This is a genomic window from Nocardia sp. NBC_00881 (genome assembly GCF_045207455.1).
Classification (GTDB): Bacteria; Actinomycetota; Actinomycetes; order Mycobacteriales; family Mycobacteriaceae; genus Nocardia.
The window spans coordinates 458,041-472,176 of the sequence record NZ_CP108798.1 but is presented as its reverse complement, the minus strand read 5'-3'; the positions used below and the strand labels follow the sequence as shown (position 1 = coordinate 472,176).

The following is a 14,136-nucleotide window of genomic DNA, read 5'->3' as shown; positions in this document are numbered from 1 at the left end:
CAACCGGCCCGGCTACTACGATTCGCTGGGCGAACGCCGGCAGCGGATGAACAGCGGCGCACTATGCCGCGATCGGGTCGACATCGCTGAGACATCACATAGCACGCGGTTCGCGGACCCGATCGAAGCGGCCGACCCGGACGGCTTCGACCACGCGCCGGCTGAGCATCTGTCCGGCGTCCACCAGCTGCAACCACCACCGCGCCCGGCGGCACGACTGTCTCGACACGGTGGCGGGACGTCGCCCGCCATGATGTTCGCGACTACCCGCGTCGCGTCAGTTCTTCGGCGTCAGGAGGACAAGCGGGATTTCTCGCGTGGTCTTCGTCTGATAGTCGGCATACACCGGCTGCGCCTCGACAACCCTGGGCCACAACGACGCTCGCTTCTCGGCTGTCGCCACCTGGGCCGTCATCGGCACCCGCGGGCCGCTCTGCACGGAGACCACGACGTCCGAGTTGTCGCGCAAGTTCAGAAACCATGCCGGGTGCACAGGATCGCCGCCACGCGACGCGACGACGACGTAGGTGTCGCCATCGACGACCGGCGCGGTGAGCATGACCGCGTGCGGCCGACCCGATTTACGACCCGTGGTCGTGAGCTCGAGAGACGGCATACCCCCGACCTCGTTCCCCAGCTTTCCGAAACTCGCCTTCAGCAGGGCACGATGCGCCGCATTCATCGCCTTGAGGGCGAAATTCGAGGGCATGGGATCCTCACAATCCAGTCAGCAAGTAGCTCGGCGCCCCAGGGGAACGCACCGCGGCGAGTCGGACTGTACCGGATGGCACCTTGTCCGGGGCCGGCACCGAATGGTCAGTGCGCCCGCCATCCGGACCATCGCGCGACATCGATAGCGATCACCGGTCCTGGTGGTGGCTGGGCGGTGTAGTCCGGATAGCGTGCGGCCAATCGCCGTTTCGCCACCGCCGCCTCGGCCGTGTCCGCGATGCGTGCGTCGCCGTCGGCGCGTGCCCACCACAGTTGGGTCCAGTCGTCGCTGTAGAAGTCGACGAGCGCGGTGACCGCCGGGTTGGCCTCGATATTCGCGAGCCGTCGCAGCATCATCGTCGTCTTCGGCTTGGCGTCGATGCTGGTGTAAATGACGTCCCCGACCACGACGAACACGATCGGGACCAAATGCGGCCGCACCGAGGCCGAGACTGTTGCCAGCCGCGCGACGGGACTACGCGCGAACCGCCCGCGCGCCTCGTCGGAGCTCAGTCGCACTCGCCCTCCTCGAATTCGCTGGGGTCTGCCCGCCGTGCACCGGGTCGACGCTCGAACTCCGACTGACCCGGAACTCGCGACACTGGGTGGCGTCTCCCACGCCAGTGGTTCAGCGTCCGAACCAGGCAATCAGAATGGCCCTGATCTGCGTGCCGACACGCCGTTGCGCGACGGTATGTCGACCGCGACGCCGCCGTCTCGTCGCCGCTGTGTCCCGAAACATCTGACGCAGCCCATGATTTCGACTGCCGCAATCCTGACAGAACCGGGGCTAGAGTACGTTCCGCTCCCTAGTTAACCGGACATTTGCCACGAAATCACGGCGACCGCAGTCGCCCACGCTACGGTCGAGTCAATGTTCGACCCGTCAACAGGCGATACCGCCAGAAGGTGAGGCGCTCGTGGACATCGATGTCACAACCCGATTGAATCTCGCATTCGAGATGTGGGAGCGCGCGCACGGGCGCCCGCTGGCCGACGAGACGGTCGCGGGATGGATGACCGCCGCCGGGTACGACATATCCCCCGGCTACCTGGCGCGCCTTCGCCGCGGGCAGGCCACCGCGATACCGGAGCGTACCCGTACCGGATTGGCCCACGTATTCGGCCTCGATCCCGGCTATTTCGGCTGTGACCCCGGCCTCGACCAGGCCGACGACGCAGAAGTGATCGCGCACCTGGACAATTCGTCCCTGCGGCGCCTCGGCCAAGCCGTGTCGGGAACCTCGATGCGTACCCTGCTCTACTTGGAGTCTGTCGCCGACGTCCTACGCCGCGCCGACGGTCTACCTCCGTGCGAACACACCGCTCAACTCTGATCGAACAGCCCGTCGGGCTTCCTCCGGCCCCAGGATGGGCACCGACGTCCGAACAACCCCGCGGTCAGGCGCGCGCACCGTGCCGAGACCGCCAGGCCGCGACGGCGGGGCCACGGAGGACATCACCGTGGCCGACGCAGATCGTCTCGACATCCAACGCGGCAAACCGGAGCACAGCGCGCTCGACGGCGGCGCTGTCGACGTTGAAGACTCCCGGCATGGTGGCACCGCGAACGTTAGCCAGTGTGTCGCCTGTGAACAGCACCCGGTGCTCCGGCAGATGCAGGGCTATACTGCCCGCGGTATGCCCCGGAACGGCGATCACCTCGGCGCCCCCGCCGAAGGCTATCCGGTCGGCATCGTCGAGTTCGTGGTCAACCCGCGCCGCCTCCGGCGTCGGGATCGGTGGCAGCGCCTCGGCGATGGCGAGTTCCCATTCCCGCAGCTTCGGCTCCGGCGGCGCGTGTCGGCCGCGGACCACATCCGCATCCGCATGGTGCACCAGCACGTCGGCGCCCCAGTCGCCGATCTCGCGGGCAGCACCGATGTGGTCGGGATGCGCGTGCGTGATGATCAATCGCCGAACATCGGCACGCCGGAAGCCGATCTCGACGAGTCCGCGGCCGATCTCCGCGGCCGAGCCCGGCATTCCGCTGTCGACCAGCGTCACCTGAGACTCGTCGTTCCACACGAAGACGTTCAGATCGTTCACCTCGGAGAACTGGAGCACATGCAACTGGGCGTGGACTTCGAGGATTCTCATCGCCATAACACTAGAGACCGCGGACCGCATCGACCCAGCAATTTCCCTGCGGGCGAAAATACTTGTGGGTGGTGCGTGCCGTCGCGTTCGCGCGCACTCGCCAGCTCCTCGGCGTAACGCCATGGCGGGCACGCAACCGCGATCACTTCCGGCGAAATTCGGTGCAGCCGCCCATTGTTACCGTGACGTATGACCAGCGAATCCCCCGCGGTGACACGAAATCGCCGTGAGCAGCTCCGCGACTTCCTCCGTACCCGTCGGGCGCGGCTGACGCCCGGCGACGTCGGTATAGCGGCAGTAGGTAGGCGCCGGACGCCGGGCCTGCGGCGTGAGGAGGTCGCCACGCTCGCCGGGGTCGGCGTCTCCTGGTACACCTGGCTCGAGCAGGGGCGAAACATCAATGTCTCGACAGAGGTGCTCGACGCGATCGGTGCGGCGCTGCGCCTGACCGAGCCCGAACGGTCGCATCTGTATCTTTTGGCCGGCCTCAATCCGCCGCCGCCGGACGCGACGCGTGACGCGGACGTCCCGGCGGAGCTGCGGCACCTCCTCGACGCGTGGCGGCCGGGGCCTGCCGTGCTGCGGGACCGGTACTGGAATCTCCTCGCGATCAACGAGACGGCGCAGACGGTATTCGGGTTCGGCGATGCCGACCACAACTGCCTGATCTCGTTCTTCACGAACGCCAGGTACCGCGGCATGCACATGCACTGGAACTCGGTCGCGCCCGCTGTCGTCGCCGCCTTCCGCGCCGACGCGGCCCACTTCCCCGGCGATCCAGAGTTCGGCAGAGTGGTCGACGATCTCAGCGCCGCCAGCCCCGAGTTCGCGGAACTGTGGGCCCGCCACGAGGTCGGCGCCGCTGTCCAGGCGGTGAAGGCGGTGCGCCATCCCGAGGCGGGCGAGCTGTTTTTCGACACGACGACCCTGGCGGTGGCCGATCGCCCGGATTGGTTTCTGGTGCTGTACAACCCGCAACCTGGTACCGAGACCGCAGATCGGGTCGACCGACTGTCGCGGATCCGCCTCACCGCCCCGGCTTGATCCATCCGCGGAACCTGGTGGTGCCACACCTATGTCAACTACGCACTGTTCGGATCGCGGCCCCATCGGCACCCTGGCCTTATGACGCACAGCATCTCTCGATTCGATGGCAAGATCGCGCTCATCACCGGCGGCTCGAGCGGCATGGGACTGGCCACCGCACACCGACTGCTCACCGAAGGCGCACACGTCATCATCACCGGCCGCGACAAAACCCGACTCGACGCCGCCATCGAAAAAATCGACGGCGGCGACCAGATCTGGGCACTACCCGGCGACGTAGCAAACCTCACCGATCTCGATGCCCTGACCGCCGCGATCCACAACCGGCACGGACACCTCGACGTACTCTTCGCCAACGCGGGCATCGCCGCATTCCAACCAACCATCGACATCACCGAAGCCGAATTCGACCACGTCGTCGACACCAACTTCAAAGGCGTCTTCTTCACCATCCAAAAAACCCTCCCCCTACTGACCGACCACGCCGCGATCGTCATCAACGCATCGTGGACGCTGCACCGCGGCATGCCCGGCGCCTCCCTCTACTCCGCCACCAAAGCAGCCGTGCACAATCTGGCGCAGACTCTCGCGGCCGAACTGGCGCCCAAGGGAATTCGAGTCAACTCCGTAAGTCCCGGCTACATCGAAACCCCGATGTTCCACGACAACGTCTCGACCGAGGCGCAAGCCGCCGTCCTCGCCGAGGTGGCAGCCGGTCGACTCGGAACTGCGGACGAGGTCGCCGACGCGGTGGCGTTCCTGGCTTCCGACGAAGCGTCCTACATCAACGGACAGGACCTGATCATCGACGGCGGACTGGTCGCGGCCATCTCTCGCGCGATGGTGTAGTTACAGCTCGCGCGTCCGTGCGGTGGGCGGCGGGTCGGCGTCCGCCGGGCCTCCATCAGCCGCTGGCAATCCGAGGTCGACCATGGGCTGCACGCACGTTTGCCCGGCGAAATACAACTCTGGCAGCGATCCGTTCCGAAATAGCGATCGACACCGGCTGAAAACCGGTTGGCGCCCGATTTCGACTGCTCAGTACAGTGAGCCGGTGATTCGCACCGCCGCGTTGGCCCACGTCCGGGATCGTCGCCTGCTGCAGGCGCGATCGGTCGGCAAGGACGTCTTCTACATGGCAGGCGGAAAGATCGACCCCGGCGAAACTCCGGTGGCGGCACTACACCGCGAAGTGCGTGAGGAACTGGGTGTCGGCGTCGCGTCGTTCGATGAGCTCGGGGTATTTCTCGCAGAAGCGTACGGCCACACACCCGGCACCCGCCTGCACATGACCTGTTTCACCGCGGAACTCGACGGTGAACCTCAACCGACCAGCGAAATCGCCGAACTGCGCTATTTCACCGTGAGCGAATATGCCGCCATGGACCACGTCGCGCCCGGCTCGATGATGGTGTTCCGCAGGCTGCACGAACTCGGCACGGTGGATTGGTAGTCGCGAGAAGGCTTCTACTTGCCTTGACGTCGGCGAGAAGGTTTAGCGTTGCCGTGGGGGTCGGGTCAAGGAGGATGAATGCGGATCGGTGAGCTCGCGCAGCGGACGGGCACCAGTACCCGCGCTTTGCGCTACTACGAGGAGCACGGCCTGGTGCAGCCGCAGCGCGCCGCCAACGGATACCGCTCCTACGACGAGGCGGGGCTGCTGGTCGTGCGCAAGATCCGGGCGCTACTCGGCGAGGGCTTCGACCTCGACGACATCCGCCCGTTCGTCGCCTGCCTTCGGGCGGGCAATGGTTCCGGCGGCGTCTGCCCGGACTCGGTTCCCACCTTGCGGCGCAAACTGGCCGAGGTCGACTCCTACGTCGAGCGGCTGGAGACTGTTCGACATCAGTTGCGCGGCCGGCTCGTCGCAGTATGCGAGTACGACAGAATGGAGGATTCGCGGTGAAGTTCGCGGTCAGCTACAGCACGCCGTTCTGCGGTGCCGATCCCGACCGGCGGATCGACTACGCCAGGCATGCCGAGCGCTGCGGCTTCGAGGCCCTCTACCTGCCCGAGCACATCGCGCTGTACCCCGGCGCGGCGGTTGGACCCATGGAAATCATGCCGTAGCTGCCCTATGCCGACCCGCTCGACGCGCTCAGCTTCGTCGCCGCGGCGACGAACAGGATCCTGCTCGGAACGGCGGTGCTGCTGTTGCCCTATCACCACCCTGTGGTCTTGGCCAAGCGCCTGGCGACCATCGATGTGCTGTCCAAGGGCCGGATGCGGTTGCTCACGGTGGGACTGGGCATCCTGCCCGGCGAGGCTCAGGCGGCGGGCGTGGATTTCGGTACCCGCGGCTGCCACTCGAACGCGTCGAAAGCCTTGCCGCGCAGGGCGTCACCCGAATCGTGGTGAGCGCGAGCACGGCTGACCCAGACCTTGCTCGCGACGAGCTGTCGGCCTTCGCCGAACGCTTCGGACTCGCGACCGCATCAGCCGACCGACCGCGGTAGGCGGTCCGTCTCATACCGGGTGGCCCGCGCTCAGGCGGGCCACCGCGTGATAGCGCAGTGTCTCGCCTGGGCGTCGGGGCCCCGCGCCATCCTCCGGATCGAGCAGCACCCCGACGTGGTCACCGAAGTCGTGTCGTTCGAGAATTCGGGCGCTGAACCAGCTGTGCACCGTTTTGAGCACCGGCACACCGCCGGGGCCGACATGCCAGTCACAGTGCACGAACTTGTCGATATCATCACCGGTTTCCCCACCGAAGAGACGGGCCAGCGAGAGCTGCTCACTACCGAGCACATGCACGGCCAGCCGCTCGGCGTGCTCCGCGACCCGGTAGGTGTGGTTACGTTTGGACAAACCGACCAGGAATCGGCGCGGCTCGATACTCACCTGCGTCGCGAAACCGACGAGGCATCCGGCGCGCCGACCACCGGCCTGGACGGTGACCACCAGCATGGGGTAGTCCGCCGCCGCGACCACCGCGTCGAACAGGGCGGTCCGGTCTTCGGTAGCCATCGGTCCTCCCAGCATGATGCGACGTCTTCCCCGGATGCCCGCGCGATCACCGGGCAAACGTGCCGGACCGAGCACCACTCACCCTACAGCCATGGCGGGAAATCGTCTGAGACGGCCGCGCCGAAGAGGGATTGGATGCCCTGAGACGGCTGGCGTAGATCAGGACGTTCGGATCTACTTCTGGTGGATCATAGTCGAGCACAACATGTTCCACGTGCACCTTCGCGACAACCTCCACGTTCGTCCAGCACCGCTATCGGGAGACAGGAGTCCGGACTACTGGTAGTTGGGGATGTTCATTCCCGCACCCATAGCGGCGCTCCCGGTCGCTTCGGCAGCGGCACTTCCGGTCGCGATCAGGCCGGCAACGAGCATAGCGATAATCATGAATCAGGCCTTTCTCAGGCAGGAGATCTTCCCGTAATCGCTGGGGGCAATGGATGAATCCGCCATTGCACCGCGCGTTCCCTACGCAGCGTATGCCCGATTTCGCCACGGACAATGGATCACGGCTGATTGCCTGCCAATTGACAGCCCGCTCACAGTCTCGAATTCGGTTTGTCCGTGAATGTCCGGATCACGGCCCACGTTTCAGAGTTCCCGATCCGCCGGAAGAACTCACCAAAGGACCGGGAACATCGCAGCACGTGCCGGGCGCGACTCCGTACAGCGAGCACGCCCACCGCGTAGACGGTGACCGCACCCATGGCGGCGAATGGAATACGGTGCGCCGCGTTCTCACGCACCGAGCGGATCGGGACGACTACGAGATGTTCAGCGGTGGGGATTCGGGGAAAACGATCGGTAGAGCGGCCAGCGCCCGGTGGAGCGGACCGGGTCGCCAGACCAGCTCCTGCGCCGCGACGGCGAGCCGCATATCAGGCAGGGCGTCGAGCAGCTGGTCGATGGCGTCCTGGGCGATCATGTACGCCACCGACCTGGCCGGGCAAGCGTGCGGCCCGAGACTCCACGCGAGATGAGCTCGATTGTCGGTATATTCGCCCGAATTGATCGCGGGGTCATTATTGCAGCCTGCCATGCTGACGACCACCGGCTGGTGCGCAGGCAGCCAGACACCGTCGATCAGGATCGGTTGTTTCGGGAAGGAAACACAATAGTTCGACAGCGGCGGGTCGGTGAACAACACCTCGTCCAATGCGTCGCGCGTCGACAGGCTTCCGCCGAGGAGGCCGGCGCCGAACCGGTCGTCGGTGAGCATCAGCCGCAGGGTGTTGACGATCAGGTTCTGCGTCGGCTCGATTCCCGCACCGTACAGGCACAGCACCTGGTGGATCATCTCCCCGTCGTCGAGGTTGGCTGGGTGTTGCAGCAGCCCAGAGACGATGTCATTGCCCGGCTCGGCTCGTTTGAGAGTCACCAGGTCGAACATCGCCTGGCTGAACATCGCGTTGCCCTTGTCGGCGTCCACGCCTTCGAACATCGCGGCCAACCCGGTCGCGGCCCGCTGTCCGATTTCTGGCGGGCAGCCGAGCATGGCATTGATCACCGCGAAGGACAGCGGCAATGCGTACTGGCTGATCAGGTCGGCCGAACCGTCCTCGCAGAAGGTGTTGATCAGCGGAATGGCGATCTGCTCAACGGTGGCATGCAGGGCGAACAGGTCGATCTCTTCAATGCCCGCCACGATGGCCTGCCGGTAGCGGGAGTGCGTCGGTCCGTCGTTGCGGATCACGGCCGGACGCCACTCCAGCATCGGCAGGACCGGGCAATCGCTGGGGACATCCTTCTGCCAGGTGCGCGAATCGTGCGGGAAATGGTCGGGATCGTTCAGGATCCGTAGCGCGGTGTGATATCCGATCACCAGTGTTGCCGGTACGCCAGGCGCCAATTCCACCGGCGCCAGCGAACCGTACCGGCGATGCATCTCCCGGTAGGCTTGGTGCGGATCCGCCGCGAATGCCTCCGAATACAGCGCGACCCGGGGGCCGCCGTCGGTATCGATTGGCGATCCGTGCTGGACGGGGCAGGCGATCGTGGACGCCGAGCTGTGCGGCGGGAACTGTGACGTGGTCAAAGACGAGACTCCAAACAATCGAACAGGATTCGACAAGCATGCGCAACGAGCGCAAGCACGTGCCTCGGTCACGTGCGTCGAGTGGCGTACGGGCGTCGGTTTCGGCCGAGAGTCCACGCATGCCTCGTCGAACGGGTACCGCGCGGTTCCTCGAACCGAACCCTCCGCATACCGTACGCGAATCATGCTGAGGGCGGCCAGATCTCGTCAGCGCATCTCGATAGACCGTCGATCCCCAGAAGCGGATCAGCACCCCCTACGACGGAACGAAGCGACGACTCGACATGTCCGTCCGGGAGGATGGGGGGTGCGGGACCTACCGCAATCAACCGAGCGCAACCCGCACCCCAGCAATCCGTACTACTCTCCCCCCCTGACCAGCTGATCCCAGCCAGCGAAATCCAGCCATGCCTGCTGATAGTCGTCGGTGGCAATCGGTGCCGCCAGGCGAGGGATGCCGAAAGCATTCACCAGCGTGTCGAGGTGGGCAGCGAGCTCGCGACGGCAGGCGGTGAGTTCGACGCCCAGCTGAGCCGCTCGCTCCGAGCTCAGCAGGCCCTGCGCGATGTACCAGAGGGCATGCGCCTGCAGCCGTTCCAATCCATAAGCCGCGGCCAAGACACCGAGAAGACCACGGGCGCTTCTATCCGAACTATGCTGCGCCGCAGCCAACAAAGAGTCGGCGGCTAGTCGCTCGGCTGTTGCGGTGGACAGCTCGATCGCTGCGGAGTCAGCTCCGAAAGCGTCCGCACCGGTGTCGCCGTCCTGGGCCGTCGACGCCAGCGCGCGTTCTCGCTCGGTGAGTAGCCGCTGCCACCACGGTGTGTCGACAGGCGAATTCGCGACCTGCAGCCCTGTGATATCCATATGACGGGGCGCACGCCCTTGGGTCACTTGCCGAGGCAACTTCCCAGTCGTCACTTGAAGAACCTGGTTCTCGCCCTCCGCCGTGACGATTCCTTCCACGTTCCCGGCCCACTCGGTGAGGTAGTTGGCGCGCAGGGCTCCCTGGGCTGCGCAGCGTTGCCGGCATACCGACAGAATCGCCAATGCGGTATTCGACAGTATCGGTTTGGCCAACATCGCCCGTACCGATCGGGTCGCGTCGCCACTGGTACCGAAGCGTTCGCGCACATCTCGGGCAAGCGTGGTCATCGCGTACACCTGCGCGACAGCAGAGGTGAGGTCCCGCAGGAAGGCATCGCGTTCACTCAGGGCCGGACCGGCGCCGGCGCGGCGCTGTTTCGCATAATGCCAGGTGATAGCCGTTCCGGCCCGGGCACCGGCCACCGCCGCACCGGCCAAGGTGATCCGTCCGGTCTGCAAGGGATTGATGGCCCGATGGAAACGCTCGCCGCGCGACAGGTCGCAGACCAGCCGCCCGCCGACGACCCGGGCCCAGTCCCCTCCCAGCAGTCCTTCGGCGGGAACCACCGCATCGCGGAACATGATCATCGCGTTGTCCATCGGCGCCCACGCCTTGTCGGGCAACGCCGCGACGTCGACACCAGCAGCAAGACCCGCGGTCGTACGTAGTCGTAGGAGAAACGGAAACACTCCTTCATCGACGCCGTCGATGATCAGCCGGGCGGTGATGATCACCGTCTTCGGGACTCTGCCCTCGGCGACGTTGGGCATGAACTTCACTGCTCCGGCATGCGGAGTGCGCAGCAGGAAAGTACCGTCGGGCTGGTGGACCGCCAGTGTCTGCATATCGGTGCCGTTGGTGCCCCCGAGTTCGGTGTGCAGCAGTACGCCGATCGCATCCGCCCGATCCAGTTCGTCCAGGCACTGCTGCTGATAGGGCGAGCCGCTGCCCAATTCGTCGATTCCGCCGACGACGAGGCGGAAATGCCCGGATAGTATCGGCAGCAGGCGGGGAGCGGCGATCGCTGCCCAATCGAACACGGCACTGAGCAGTGCGGTGTCGGCGGCGATGCTCCGGGAGGACCCGCCCAAATCACGTACGAGACGGCGCAGCATGTCGTAGCTACGCCGCACATCGGAATCGTGTGTGGCGCCCGGGGCGTGACGATCGTCGAGCGCGACCATCGCCTTCCGGACCCGGGTCTGCAGGTGGTGGTCGTCGCCGAACAGGGCGTCCTGCAGGGCCATTGTTGTAGTGTCGACGCGCTGCGGCCGATAGGACAGCGGTGGTGCGAGCCGGGGGGGCGGGTCGGTGATGGTCATGATTTCCCCTGAGTTCGTTGGTGTCTCGGGTTGTGCCCTGGATGCCACGGGGCCGCGTGGTATAGCTGACGACATTCCGCAGAGGTGTTGTTGCCCAGAAGGGGGTAGCTGCCTGGCCGTGCTGGAACACACTTCAGCTGCTGATTGAGAGCTGATGCGGGTCGGCGCTACTCAGGATCCACGACGGGGTTGTCCACGGGTCCGGTCTGTGCCGAGAAGATGGCGATACCGGCTGTGCGCCAAGAGATCTTGATCGGCATCCGCACCAACTACTACATCGACCGAATGGCCGCATACGTCAACCGCGTGAACCGACTGCGAGTAAAACTGCTCGGCTCGATATTCTCTGGATCCGAGGCAACTTTCGACTACTGCGCGCGTGCCCCGCTGATCCTGGTCACCGCGCGGTGCGCGACAGTGGAGAGGCAGGCGGCAGAAATCGATGGTGTCATAACACATCGCACCCAGAACGGCGCAGCGGCCGCCGCGATCGGCAGCACCGTGACCGCCGCCGTCGCGACAACCGAAGCACACACCCTCGCGCTGTCCGGCGAAACCGATACCGCGATGCTGGTCAAATTCCTGGCCATACTGTGGCCCGAAACCGAAGGCCCACCCCGGCAGTTGTATGAAGGCGAAAGCAGTAGGATGATCCATACTCAGGCCCTCTTAGCACTTGCCGACCGACTGGTCGACGCGCTGGAGGCACCGCTGAGCGATAGACGCGAATTCACCCGCGAAGCGTCTACACCCACTGTCACTGCGACTTGGCACAGGCATTGGGAATCCTTCCTTGCGGGGGCACGGCAGGGCGATAGCGCCGATCCGCGTTTGCGGTCATCGGCTCGCCCACATAATCAAGATTTCCGAAGCGGCGTTAGGGGTCGTGCAGCGTCAGCCCGATTTCGGTGACGCTCAGCAACATCCGAGCGTTTCTCCCGATTGCAACATCTTCACTCTCGTCGAGTGATGCTGGAGTTGCACATCCCGAAGCAACCCTCCCGCCCATGTTTGGCGACCTAATGAACAGGGTATGAAGCCTGCGTGACGTAGCCGACCACAGCTCCGCGCCCCAAGGGTGACAAATGTCCTCTGATCGGACAGGCCCTGCTAGTGAACTCTCACAACTTTGCCATGAGCAAATCATACACGTAGGCAACGATTTTCACGTGCCGAACGCTAGCTGATTCTTAACCCATGTACCGAACCGCCGGTGGCAAGTGCCGCCGTCAGTAGTCCGACGGCCGGATCATTCGGTCACTCAGCAGATTCGCTTGCGGAGTAGGCCTACCGTTACCGCGGCCGAACATCTGTTGTTCGAGACAGGTGACCGCTGCCGGGCCAGCACGGGCGGGCGGCCGAGCGGCAGCAAGTGTGGGACTGATCTGGGCAGGACACCGCGGGCAATCGACCTGTGCGCGTAGGTCGGCCGAGTGCTTGCTGATGTACAGAAGAGTGTGATCGCATCGCCGCCAGCGAGCGTCGCGGTCTATGTTCGGAAGCCGACGGAACGGTCGAGCTTGCGCGGAGCGAACAGGGTGTCGACCAATTCCGTCAGTGGCCTGACACGTGCGTCGACCGGCTCGAACGATCCATCACCCGACACAGGCATCGGTAGAATCCCCGCCGCAAACGTCGGCGGTCTCCGCGACACCGGCCGAACCGATGTCAGGTACACCGATCACCGAAGCCTCAGTTGTGAAACCCGTTCTGTAGCAACAGAATAACCAACCAATAGTTTCGTCACAGACCGACCTCGGGGGCCGAATAGACACCCGAGGTCGAGCCGAGTCATAGCTTGCCCGCCCCTGCGGGCTTCCTCAAAAGACGTTCAGTGGTGGCGATTTGGGAAAAACGACCGGCATTGCCGCCAAGGCACGATGGAAAGGCCCTGGCCGCCAGGACAATTGGTCGGCCCGGCAGGCGAGCCGCATTTCGGGCAGCGCGTCGAGCAGCTGATCGATGGCGTTCTGCGCGACCAGGTACGCAACGGACTTCGCGGGGCAGGCGTGCGGCCCGGTACCCCAAGCCAGATGCGAGTGGTTGTCGGTGTACTCCCCGTCGTGGATGGCGGGGTCGTTGTTACAGCCCGACATGCTGATGACCACCGGCTGGTGTGCGGGCAGCCAGACACCATCGACCAGGGTCGGCTGCCTCGGGTAGGTGACGCTGAAGTTCGCCAACGGCGGGTCGGTGAACAGCAGCTCGTTGAGCGCATCACGCGTCGAGGGTGCCGAGCCGGGCACTTTTCCGGCGAACCGATCGTCGGTGAGCATCAGCAGCAGAGCGTTGGCGATCAGGTTCTGCAGCGGTTCGATTCCCGCGCCGTAGAGGGTGACCAACTGATTGATCAGCTCCGCGTCCCCGAGCTTGGTCGGATGGACCAAGAGTCGCGTGGTGATGTCGTCGCCGGGCTCGGCCCGCTTGAGAGTGAGCAGGTCGAACAATGCGCCGGACAGTATCGTGTTGATCTTGTCGGCGTCCACTCCTTCGAACATCGCGGCCATGCCGTAGGCCACCTGCTGCCCGATGTCCGGCGGGCAGCCGAGGATGGAGTTGAGCACGGCAAAGGTGAGCGGGAAGGCGTACTGGCTGATCAGGTCGGCCGCGCCGTCCTCACAGAACGTGTTGATCAGCGGAACGGCAACCTGCTCAACGGCACTGTGCAGCGTGAACAGATCGATCCCGTCGATGGCGACCGTATTGGCCTGCCGGTAGCGCGCGTGCTCGAGTCCCGCACTGCGCAAGGCATTCGGGCGCCACTCCAGCATCGGCAGGATCGGACAATCGCCGGGTACGCTCTGCTGCCATGTGCGCGGGTCGGACGGAAAATGATCTGGATCGTTGAGGATTCGCACTGCGGTGTGGTATCCGATCACCAACGTGGCAGGAATGCCGGGCGACAGGTCCACCGGCACCAGCGAACCGTACCGGCGCCGCATCTCACGGTAGGCATGATGCGGGTCGGCGGCGAATTCCTCAGAGTACAGCGCAATTCGGGGAACATCGGTGTCGATCGGTGATCCGTGCCCGACGGGGCAGGTACCGGCTTGGGTTGGGTGCTGTGGCGTGGTCAAAGACGTGAC

General features: G+C 65.0%; 15 protein-coding genes. 8 read left to right on the top strand and 7 right to left on the bottom strand.

The genetic code is table 11. The features are described 5' to 3' along the window. Positions 1–277 precede the first annotated feature (277 nt). Complete coding sequence (locus OH799_RS01635; protein ID WP_406274666.1) at positions 278–709, bottom strand: nitroreductase/quinone reductase family protein; 432 nt, start codon at positions 707–709, stop codon at positions 278–280. 107 nt (positions 710–816) lie between these two features. Beyond that, positions 817–1,224, bottom strand: coding sequence for a TIGR03668 family PPOX class F420-dependent oxidoreductase (locus tag OH799_RS01630; protein ID WP_406281718.1), 408 nt, complete (start codon positions 1,222–1,224; stop codon positions 817–819). A gap of 407 nt (positions 1,225–1,631) precedes the next feature. Here OH799_RS01630 and OH799_RS01625 point away from each other — a divergent pair, with 407 nt between their 5' ends. Then, complete coding sequence (locus tag OH799_RS01625; protein ID WP_357270061.1) at positions 1,632–2,048, top strand: hypothetical protein; 417 nt, start codon at positions 1,632–1,634, stop codon at positions 2,046–2,048. A 64-nt stretch (positions 2,049–2,112) separates the two neighbouring features. On the opposite strand, the gene OH799_RS01620 is transcribed toward OH799_RS01625, so the two are convergent. Then, the gene (locus tag OH799_RS01620) at positions 2,113–2,811 is read right to left on the bottom strand and encodes an MBL fold metallo-hydrolase (protein WP_406274663.1); all 699 of its coding nucleotides are present in this window, start codon (positions 2,809–2,811) and stop codon (positions 2,113–2,115) included. Positions 2,812–3,000: 189 nt separating this feature from the next. Here OH799_RS01620 and OH799_RS01615 point away from each other — a divergent pair, with 189 nt between their 5' ends. The 6 genes from OH799_RS01615 (at position 3,001) to OH799_RS01590 (ending at position 6,216) form a co-directional block, all read left to right on the top strand. After that, positions 3,001–3,855, top strand: coding sequence for a helix-turn-helix transcriptional regulator (locus tag OH799_RS01615; protein WP_406274660.1), 855 nt, complete (start codon positions 3,001–3,003; stop codon positions 3,853–3,855). Between the two features lie 81 nt (positions 3,856–3,936). Next, positions 3,937–4,707, top strand: coding sequence for an SDR family NAD(P)-dependent oxidoreductase (locus OH799_RS01610; RefSeq protein WP_406274657.1), 771 nt, complete (start codon positions 3,937–3,939; stop codon positions 4,705–4,707). 205 nt (positions 4,708–4,912) lie between these two features. After that, positions 4,913–5,311, top strand: coding sequence for an NUDIX domain-containing protein (locus OH799_RS01605; protein WP_357273324.1), 399 nt, complete (start codon positions 4,913–4,915; stop codon positions 5,309–5,311). Between the two features lie 78 nt (positions 5,312–5,389). Continuing rightward, positions 5,390–5,764 carry a MerR family transcriptional regulator gene (locus OH799_RS01600; RefSeq protein ID WP_406274654.1) on the top strand — a complete coding sequence of 125 codons (375 nt, stop codon included), beginning with the start codon at positions 5,390–5,392 and terminating at the stop codon, positions 5,762–5,764. Continuing rightward, complete coding sequence (locus tag OH799_RS01595) at positions 5,761–5,928, top strand: hypothetical protein (protein WP_406274651.1); 168 nt, start codon at positions 5,761–5,763, stop codon at positions 5,926–5,928. Before OH799_RS01600 ends, OH799_RS01595 begins: the two co-directional genes overlap by 4 nt. Further along, positions 5,929–6,216: an LLM class flavin-dependent oxidoreductase gene (locus OH799_RS01590; protein ID WP_406281715.1), complete on the top strand. Its 288-nt coding sequence runs from the start codon at positions 5,929–5,931 to the stop codon at positions 6,214–6,216. It abuts the gene before it with no gap. A 108-nt stretch (positions 6,217–6,324) separates the two neighbouring features. Here the strand turns inward: OH799_RS01590 and OH799_RS01585 are convergent, their stop codons facing one another. The 3 genes from OH799_RS01585 to OH799_RS01575 form a co-directional block, all read right to left on the bottom strand. Further along, positions 6,325–6,825, bottom strand: coding sequence for a flavin reductase family protein (locus OH799_RS01585; protein WP_406274648.1), 501 nt, complete (start codon positions 6,823–6,825; stop codon positions 6,325–6,327). Positions 6,826–7,588: 763 nt separating this feature from the next. Beyond that, positions 7,589–8,860 carry a cytochrome P450 gene (locus OH799_RS01580; protein ID WP_406274645.1) on the bottom strand — a complete coding sequence of 424 codons (1,272 nt, stop codon included), beginning with the start codon at positions 8,858–8,860 and terminating at the stop codon, positions 7,589–7,591. A 360-nt stretch (positions 8,861–9,220) separates the two neighbouring features. Then, a complete protein-coding gene (locus tag OH799_RS01575) occupies positions 9,221–11,050 on the bottom strand; it encodes an acyl-CoA dehydrogenase family protein (protein WP_406274642.1) in 1,830 nt (609 codons plus the stop codon). 189 nt (positions 11,051–11,239) lie between these two features. Between OH799_RS01575 and OH799_RS01570 the strand changes: the two genes are divergently transcribed. Beyond that, positions 11,240–11,962: a hypothetical protein gene (locus tag OH799_RS01570; RefSeq protein WP_406274639.1), complete on the top strand. Its 723-nt coding sequence runs from the start codon at positions 11,240–11,242 to the stop codon at positions 11,960–11,962. Positions 11,963–12,870: 908 nt separating this feature from the next. Here the strand turns inward: OH799_RS01570 and OH799_RS01565 are convergent. Next, positions 12,871–14,127, bottom strand: coding sequence for a cytochrome P450 (locus OH799_RS01565; RefSeq protein WP_406274634.1), 1,257 nt, complete (start codon positions 14,125–14,127; stop codon positions 12,871–12,873). Between the last annotated feature and the right edge of the window lie 9 nt (positions 14,128–14,136).

What these genes read in the sequence shown, in the direction of transcription:
- OH799_RS01620 (WP_406274663.1), bottom strand. Translation starts at nt 2,811, where the DNA reads ATGAGAATCCTCGAAGTCCACGCCCAGTTGCATGTGCTCCAGTTCTCC.
- OH799_RS01585 (WP_406274648.1), bottom strand. Translation starts at nt 6,825, where the DNA reads ATGGCTACCGAAGACCGGACCGCCCTGTTCGACGCGGTGGTCGCGGCG.
- OH799_RS01575 (WP_406274642.1), bottom strand. Translation starts at nt 11,050, where the DNA reads ATGACCATCACCGACCCGCCCCCCCGGCTCGCACCACCGCTGTCCTAT.
- OH799_RS01610 (WP_406274657.1), top strand. Translation starts at nt 3,937, where the DNA reads ATGACGCACAGCATCTCTCGATTCGATGGCAAGATCGCGCTCATCACC.
- OH799_RS01600 (WP_406274654.1), top strand. Translation starts at nt 5,390, where the DNA reads ATGCGGATCGGTGAGCTCGCGCAGCGGACGGGCACCAGTACCCGCGCT.
- OH799_RS01635 (WP_406274666.1), bottom strand. Translation starts at nt 709, where the DNA reads ATGCCCTCGAATTTCGCCCTCAAGGCGATGAATGCGGCGCATCGTGCC.
- OH799_RS01615 (WP_406274660.1), top strand. Translation starts at nt 3,001, where the DNA reads ATGACCAGCGAATCCCCCGCGGTGACACGAAATCGCCGTGAGCAGCTC.